Source organism: bacterium (assembly GCA_030247525.1).
Taxonomy (GTDB): Bacteria; Electryoneota; JAOADG01; order JAOADG01; family JAOADG01; genus JAOTSC01.
Genome location: JAOTSC010000142.1, coordinates 1 through 8,320, shown reverse-complemented (window position 1 = coordinate 8,320; position 8,320 = coordinate 1). Strand labels below are relative to the sequence as shown.

General features: G+C 46.9%; 5 protein-coding genes. All 5 read left to right on the top strand.

Annotated features, from left to right (window positions below; genetic code table 11):
* Positions 1–296: 296 nt before the first annotated feature.
* Positions 297–5,351, top strand: coding sequence for a C25 family cysteine peptidase (locus tag OEM52_11785; protein ID MDK9700817.1), 5,055 nt, complete (start codon positions 297–299; stop codon positions 5,349–5,351).
* Between the two features lie 4 nt (positions 5,352–5,355).
* The gene (locus OEM52_11780) at positions 5,356–6,342 is read left to right on the top strand and encodes a hypothetical protein (protein MDK9700816.1); all 987 of its coding nucleotides are present in this window, start codon (positions 5,356–5,358) and stop codon (positions 6,340–6,342) included.
* Between the two features lie 9 nt (positions 6,343–6,351).
* A complete protein-coding gene (locus OEM52_11775; protein ID MDK9700815.1) occupies positions 6,352–7,125 on the top strand; it encodes a hypothetical protein in 774 nt (257 codons plus the stop codon).
* A gap of 12 nt (positions 7,126–7,137) precedes the next feature.
* Complete coding sequence (locus tag OEM52_11770) at positions 7,138–7,638, top strand: SLBB domain-containing protein (protein ID MDK9700814.1); 501 nt, start codon at positions 7,138–7,140, stop codon at positions 7,636–7,638.
* 94 nt (positions 7,639–7,732) lie between these two features.
* On the top strand, positions 7,733–8,320 hold a 588-nt coding region (locus OEM52_11765), incomplete at its 3' end, for a hypothetical protein (GenBank protein ID MDK9700813.1).

The following is an 8,320-nucleotide window of genomic DNA, read 5'->3' as shown; positions in this document are numbered from 1 at the left end:
GCCCTACTCTACAACTAATGTTATGATTTTATTCGTCCGGAACGCTTCATTCCGTAGTCATTTCACAATGAACAACTGCTCGGCGAGAATTGTTCCGATGGTTTGATTTTTTGAGATTCATTCCCCAACTTGACTTTTCAAACCGTAACACTTACACTACAGAACATTAGAACAGGAGGCGATTCCGAACCATTTGCGATTGATAGAGGTTAAACAAAGTGCAATTTGGCGATTAGGCGGGTCTCGCCTATCTTTGCTGAGGTTTTAAACGCATGCAGGTTCGGAGGAACTTCTCTGTGATTCGGCCATCTATTTGGTGGCGCGCCTTCGCCATATTCGGTCTTGGCGCGTTTTTGTATATAAACAGTGTTGCCGCTCCTCTCGATGGGCTTCAACGTAACGACGCCAGCACTTCTCCAAAAGTGATTCATACCGCGTCGGATGCGAACCTATCGAGTTCCCGCAATGACAAAGCCACCGACTCTTCGGTGATTGCTTCGGCACGCATCCTTGCCCAAACCAACCAATCATTACGATTTGTCTTCGAGTATCCTGAACCCTCGCTAAGCACAATTGCCGAAGGTGTGCAAGTGGATATTGCGGGGATCTTTTCAGCCCCTACCGATGCTGGCTACACACTTCCCATCGATGTAAAATCGTTCGTTTGGCTCAAAGAAGATGTGCGGTTGCGGATAGTCGAAATCGAAACCAAGCGGCAATCCACCGAACCGCTGGCTCGATTTCCCTCGATTTTGGGCGATAGCATCGTTGCTGATGCGCCAACTGAAAATCTACCCGGTTTTCAACCAATTCAATTTGCTGAAGTGAGACTTACCGGCAAATACCGCGGCATCCCATTGGCAGCTGTCGTCATTCATCCCGTGCGTTACGATGCCAGTCGAGGCGAGTTGATGGCGATCAAGCGCATCGTGATCGAAATCAGCGGTAACGGGAGTTTAGTTACGCTTGGCGGACGAGCTGTAACAGCAGGAGAACGTGACGATTTAGCGAAGATGCTTGGTGTGTTTTCAGCCACAATCCCAGCAAATTTGCGCACCGGAATGACAGCAACCCCCCGAGTCGCCGCAGTCGACAACGGCAGTGCTGTTCGCATCGATGTCCGGGAGTTTGGATACTATCGATTTAGTGGTCAGCAGTTGGCTAACCTCGGTGTACCAATTCACAGCATCGATCCGGCGCGACTCCGATTGGAAGCAGAAGGAGTAACGGTTCCCATTCACATTGTTGGAGATGAGGATGGTCGATTCGACGAAGAAGACCAAATCGAGTTCTTCGGACGTACTCCTTTTCCTGAAGATACTGTTAATGCTCAAGATATTAGCGGTAATCGATACAGCGAATATCGTTCCTATTTGTTGGGGTGGAATGGCTACAATGGCGTACGAATGCCGGAGATTTCCGGTGAGATTCGCGTAACGAATTTAAACTCCTTCATTCCGGTGACATCTGCAAATGTGAAATATCATTTCGAGGAAAATAATTATTTAGCAAGTTTGTCGGAAGTGGATGATGACTTACGCGACCGTTGGTTATGGGACGCCGGTATCTACAATTACGAAATTAAGAATTACCCTTTTCGAATATCCTACCCGGATACTCAAGCATATTCGCCAATCAAACTTCGGGTCTGTTTAACGGGATTGAGTGGCCACGGTTCCAAGAATCATGCATTCGCCTTACTAAATGGTACTAGTGACAACGGTTTGGAGTTTGGCCGAGGAGATAGCTTAAGCACATGGGAAAGTCAGGAATATTCCATCTCCGAAACAAGTTCGATCTCAACAATACTAAACAACAATCTCCATCACAATTTGGATACCTTATCGATTTTCTCACCCGGCGATGCACCGTCAAATAATACCTCGAACCGGATCGCACTCAACTGGTTTCAGATCGAGTACTTGCGATTGCCGATTGCTGACCGGAACGAGATTCGCATTGGGACCCCACGAGTAAGTTCGTTACGCCCTGATACTATTACCTATGACTATCTAATCTCGAATTTTACCAGTCCCGATATTCATGTTTTCCGCACCAATCAGGCGAAGTTGATCAACGGTACAGTCGAACGCTACATCGACCAAAACCAACAGATTCGTTATCGAATCCATTTCCAAGATCGACCGGGGCTCGCAACTGAGTACTTCGCGATAACAAGCGACCGTATCAAAACCGTGCCCGACTCAATGATGGCTTTTGTTGCCGCCGACTCTTTATCGACCCCGCCAAACGGTGGCGCGGAATATCTTGTAATCGGTACAAACGAGTTATTGGGATCGTCCGAGCTTGAGCAGGTTTTGCAATTTCGGCGACAGCAATATAACGGTGTGATGAAAATCGATGTCGAGCAGGTTTACCGCCGGTTTTCTAATGGCATGTTTCACCGGGATGCAATTCGCAATTTCCTTAGCTATGCGGTTGAGAACTGGTCGAATCCACCTCGAACGGTTATGCTGCTTGGCGATGCACAATACAATCAGCAACAAGTTCCCCGGCGACAAGGGGCGTTGATTCCGCATCCATTGAAACCGATTCACGAAATTGGCTTGATTGGTTCCGATACTTGGTATCAACTCCTCGACAACGATTTTATCCCTGATATTGCGGTTAGCCGTGTTCCTGCTCGTAACCGCGATGAAGTAGCAAGCTATTTCAACAAAGTACTGGAGTTTGAGAATTCGACCCATCAGGAACGCTGGATGAATTCAGTGCTTTTCATTCGAGGACAGGGCGGTCCTGGTGTTTTCGAGCAGTCTGAACTGAAAAGCATGAATATCCTCGGACCGATGTTTGACTTTTCCCGGTTACAGGTTACTTCTACCAGCTCGCCATTTTATGGAAACACCTCAGTATTGCAAGAGCTTTTTGGCTACGGGAACTCGCTGGTCATCTATAACGGTCACGGTGGAGGCGGAATTTGGGCGGATAATGGGTTGTTCCGCACCCAATACATCAAGGATATGACGAATCAAGGCCGGTACGGTCTTATTTGTAATTTTTCCTGTTTTATCGTGTCGTTCAATGGTTCGCAGCAACGGGCAACGATGGGCGAGGAGTTTATTTTTTCCAATTCGAGAGGCTCAATCGGTATTTTCGGCAGTGCTGGTTTAGGCTATCGTGACCAAGGTTTAGTGTTCCAAGAGCAGATGTTCAAGCAGTTGGCTTTACACCCGGGCATTACTTATGGTCAGCTAATGACGAATACAAAAGTCGATTACATCAATTACATCGGCGGGATTCCTTACTTTGGTCCTTATGGAAACACATTCTGGGCTACTTCGTTGTTAGGCGACCCCGGCATCCGATTTCCATCATTCCAAGACGTTCTTGGCACGTCTACACCCGATATCGTGCAAAGCGGCGATTCCATCACGGTAAGCGCTACTCTACCGATATCGAGTGGTACAGCGAGGATTCGCTGGTACAAATACGACAATAATCCAATCGAATTCAGCTCATGGAATCCGGTAGAGACTGTGATTCCCGTGACAAGTTCTAATTTTCAAGCACGGTTGTTAGTTCCCACCGGTTACACCAGTGGCCGAACTGGTACTGTACGCATTTTTATCGAAACGGCACAAGGACCTGCGGTACGGGTAGCGGCGCAGTTTTACTTATTAAGCGAAGTTGGTCGAACTCTTACTGATTCGTTAATCACCGTTCCGTTCCCGGTAGTGGCTGATTCAAGTTTCCACGTTTATGCAAAAGTTCTTGACAGCAATGGTTTAGCATCCTTGCGCTTAAAAGTTGAGCGTTACGACTCGACGGTAATCGATTCAATTCCGAATCAACCATTTCAACGCGATACGTTGGACATGGCACCGGATCCAAGCCGGGGTCTGCACTGGTATTCCTCTCCGGAGATTAGTGGGTTACCGAAAAAGTTCTGGTTCATTGTTCAAACGATAGCAATCGATTCACTCAATAACCGGGATACATCGGCGAATAAACTCTTTCTCGCAACTGATCCCGCTCCCGATCTACTTTGGGTGAGTCAACCTGAGTTAATCGTTCGTGACACATTGTTTGTAAAAATGACCTGTTTCAACAATGGGCAATATCCGTCCGTACCGAGCAGTGCGCGTTTGATCATTCTCTCGTTAAATCGCGACACATTAGAAACGAATGTGCAAAGTATCCCTTCGATTCGAAACCGGGATCGGTATTCGTTGTACTTCCCAGTCCGCAGTAAACCAGGTACTTATTGGTTTACCTTCCGGCTCGATCCCGATTCAACGCTGCCGGAAATCAATGAGGCAAACAATTATTATGAACGTACCATGGTATCGAATTACTGGTGGATCAACGGAGCAACGGGAACCAATGGTGATACCTACGAACCATCTACGCGTTATCGGTTTTCCGTTCCACCTGGTGGGCTGGAGCAGACTTCAACAGTTTTACAGTTCACAGCTATCGATACTTTCTCGGCGGGAACCCAATCGGAGCTGAAGTTCCCTAATCGTGGACGAACGTTAACAAGTGGTCGCGGCTTTCTACTCCGTTTATCCGATACTACCGTTCAATTACGACGAATCTTGCTCGATGTTACCGTCGATAGTGTTATTGGAAACCGCATCAAAGTGCATGGTCGCTCGGAGACTGGCTTGTGGAGGATGTTATCATCTACCGTAGATACCTCTGGTGTCCACCATTATGATGGCGCACCGTTTTATCAATTTGCCCTCATTGATAATCAAGATCGCACTCCACCGCGGTTCAATTTAACCGCGGAAGGTCAGATCTTCTCCGATGATGGTTACGTCCGCCGTGGTGCGAAATTCAACGCTTTGGTATACGACAACGGCGGAGTTGATTTATCGGTGGCTGGTACTGTGGTTGGACTAGTCGATGGCGATACTTTGGATCCGAGCGAACTCATTGTTCCAACCGGGTTACCAAGTTCGAATACGATGCCAGTAACAATCTATCGTCGGTTCGATACCGGTCGGCATTGGGCAAAATTGGAAGTAACCGATTTAGCTGGTAACCGGTCGAACGATTCGATTGTTTTCCGGGTAGCTAACGATTTCAAATTGGAATGGATTGGAAATTTTCCAAATCCTTTCCACAAGACGACAACGTTCTTTTTCAGCTTGACTGATCAAACAAATGAGCCGGTGCATATTCACATTTATACGGTATCCGGTAGGAAAATTCGAACGGTAAGAGAAACCGATCCCAAGGTGATTAATTATCGGGAAATCACCTGGGATGGTCGAGATGAAAACGGGCAAATTGTTGCGAATGGCGTGTACTTTTATCGATTTGTTGCGAAGAATGGCGAAAAGACCATTGAGCACAAAGGCAAATTAGCGAAGCTGAGGTAATCCCATGAAACGATTTCTTACATTACTTCTAATACTCAGCTTCGCTTCGATTCTCTCAGCGGCTCGCTATGCCGGCGAGTTTCTTGAAATCGGTGTTGGTCCTCGTCAGCTTGCAATGGGTGGTGCGGTAGCGACCGGTGATCAAGCAAGTTCTTTCTATTGGAATCCTGCTTTGCTTTCCCGATTGCGGAGTATCGAATTTAATGCAATGTATGTACCTCTCTTTGATGGATTGGCAAAGTACCACGTTGCGGGTGTTGCCATGCCTATCACAGGTGCTGCAATCGGTATCCATTGGGTTAGTCTCGGCGTCGATGATATTCCCATTTGGCCCGATTACAACAATCTTTCGATCGAAGAGCGACAACAAACGATCCGCGAACGCGGCGGCAAGCCAATTGGAGTCACAACCGACCGGGAAGACGCATTATTCTTTACTTTTGCGAAGTTGAACCGGTTCACTGCCGAATTTGGCTGGAGCTACTTCTCACTGCCAATTGAGATTCCAGTTGGATTGAATGTCAAATTAATTCGAACTGCGCTTTACAACAAAAAAGCATCAGGGATTGGTGTCGATGGCGGTATTGGAATGCGATTTTCGCTTAACGATCTCCTTGCCCAAAAAACACTTGGCGACGTCAATTTTGCTTTGGTTGCCGACGATTTTACCCGCACCGGAATCAATTGGGGTGGCGGCGTAGAAGATGCTATACCATTGAATCTTCGTTGGGGTGTCGGTTACAATCAACCGTTTCCTACAATGAAAAGTGATTTTCTTTTTGAGTTGAACACCGAGAAGAAGTATGAGTATCAGGTGAACTGGGGAGTCGAGTACATGTATGATCGTATGCTTGCCGTTCGCTTGGGTCAACGTAAGGGACTGATGGCTTACGGAGCGGGGGTAAAATTGTGGCGAGGTACGCTTGACTATGCATTTCAGCAACCGGAGCTTGGCAATCAGCATTGGATTGGCGTTACTTTCCAATTTTAGGGAGATAACATGAAACGACTCCCCTATTTGGCAGTCCTTTTGTTCGTAATCGTTTTTGGCGGTTGCGGAAAAGACGAATCACCGGAGGATTCAACACCTCCGCTCAAACCGATATTGTATCCATTGTTAACTATGGAGACAATCGAGTCCGATTCAACCTGCGGTCCGTTTATTTTGGGGCAATACTCCCGGAATGGTTTCCGGATTGCTTGGCAGAATCCAGTTGAGAACGATATTGCCTCGTGGATTGTGAACTACCGGAGCGCATACTCTGGCAATACCCCATCAGGACTATTTCTCAGTGCGTCAGCTCGTGAATATGTCGTACGCGATGCCGCTATCTTCCCCGATCCAATAACAGACAGCGTGCGCGCATTTGAGTACTGGGTTCATGCAGTCGATGCCTTCGGGAACGTTTCAGTTGCGTCGGATACAATGAAGTTTTCGATATTGCGTGAAGTCGATGGCTTGACCGCAACGAATCTTGATTTAGGTGTGCCACTCTTCCAATGGAACAATCCTTATTCGAATCCGGAACGTTCGCCAAATCAGTATTCTCTAAAAGTACTTACGATAAACGATGAGTTAGTTTGGCGTTGGGATCGAACATATGACAATAGCCATGAAGTAGTGTTTAACGATGATGGCAGCGCATCCAGTGCTTTTTTGGACTCTCAGAACCGGTTACTACCCGGAGAATACTATGTTCGATTCGAGTTTTGGCAAACCAATACTTTAGTTCACGGTGGATCAGTAGCAATCTTTAGTTTTACAATACAATAAGGAGAATTTGACTTGCGTAAAGCGGTAATTGCATTCGGGCTAATCCTGATTTTCGTGGTTTCGATGTCGGGTGTTGCTTCCGCTCAACAGATGGGAGCTACCGGCACTTTGATCGGAACCGGTGGTGAGCGCGGCGCCCAATACTACATCGGCAGTCAGAACGAATTGTTGATGGCTGTTAATGTCTGGGGACTGGTCGCTAAACCAGGTCAATACTTAGTACCATCTACCACCGATCTAATGACTTTGATCTCGGTAGCCGGTGGTCCGTTACCGAAAGCACGTCTGGACAATGTTCGTGTGATTCGATCCTCGTCATCGGGCTCAGAAGTATTGACAATCAACATTAAGCGTTATCTTAAAACGGGTGACGAACGGATCATTCCGAAGTTACAACCGGGCGACACAGTCATAATTGCCGGTTCGCTCGGAGAGTTAACCAGTCAAATTGTATCGATCATCGCACAATTGGCAATGGTTGCGAACGTTTACTACGTGTTCTTCGTCAAATAATATTCACCAAGCGCAAATCACTTGACAGTACGTACCACAAATGCGTACGTTTCAATAATTAGGTTTGAACCAGCCATTCTCTTGTGGAGGGGTTATGAAATTGGTAACCACTGGGTTGCTTGTATTGGCTTTAATCGTTGCTGCTGTTCCTGTCGTCAAAGCCCAGGAATATTCCGGCGGTATGGGAACAAATTGGGTTAGTTCAGCGATGACAATCCCACCAGGCGCTGCCATGTTTAGTTTTCATGGTCGGTTCTGGGCTGGGAGCATCGGAACTTCCGAAAACATTAAGAACGGTTCGTCTGCTTTCAATTTGAATTTCGGTTATACCCGAAAAATTGAATTGGGAATCTCTCAGATCGTTTACCAGGACTACAACTGGGGAAAACCGATTTACGGTAAGGTCAGAGACAAATTTATGGCGCCCGGTGATTTGTCATTACGCGCCAAACTTGGAAATCTTTCGACCACGATGGGTGAGTATTATTTCATCAATGCTTTCACCGTCGCATTACGCTACCGCATTTCAAAGATAAGCAACGTTCCACTGACTCCTTATTTCAGTTCGGGTATGTCGCCATCGTTGACTTGGTCTGGAAGCTGGTATTCACGCCCATTGTATCCAGAAGAGAGCCAGTTCTTTGGTATTCAGTTAACATATAACAACCACAATGACTGTCTC

Bases quoted from the DNA above. Each gene is read 5' to 3' on its own strand.
- OEM52_11775 (MDK9700815.1), top strand. From the start codon at position 6,352: ATGAAACGACTCCCCTATTTGGCAGTCCTTTTGTTCGTAATCGTTTTT.
- OEM52_11780 (MDK9700816.1), top strand. From the start codon at position 5,356: ATGAAACGATTTCTTACATTACTTCTAATACTCAGCTTCGCTTCGATT.